This is a genomic window from Neisseria sp. P0009.S007 (genome assembly GCF_051962515.1).
The window spans coordinates 1-250 of record NZ_JBQCVF010001205.1 but is presented as its reverse complement, the minus strand read 5'-3'; the positions used below and the strand labels follow the sequence as shown (position 1 = coordinate 250).

Below are 250 nucleotides of genomic sequence, written 5' to 3'. Positions count from 1 at the left end.
AAATCGACACGGCAACCGTCAGCCTGCCGCCGTTCAAGCGCAAATCTAGCGAACGGTTGGGCGGCAGCGTACTGAGCGTTTCCGCTATACGGAACCAAAACTCGCCGCTGGCTTCGTCCGGCGCGGCGGCTTTCAACATCTCATAGTTAAACTCCTGGTCGTCGTTTTGAACCAGCAAGGCAACATCGGCAAGCAGTTTTTGCTCTTCGCGGCTCAAATGGCGTAAATCGGTCATATAAGGGCTTTCTGT

At 54.4% G+C, this 250-nt stretch carries 1 pseudogene; it reads right to left on the bottom strand.

Annotated elements, in window-relative coordinates:
• Positions 1-235 (bottom strand): annotated as a pseudogene (locus ACTHS3_RS18320) (3-deoxy-manno-octulosonate cytidylyltransferase); the annotation flags it as partial.
• Positions 236-250 lie beyond the last annotated feature (15 nt).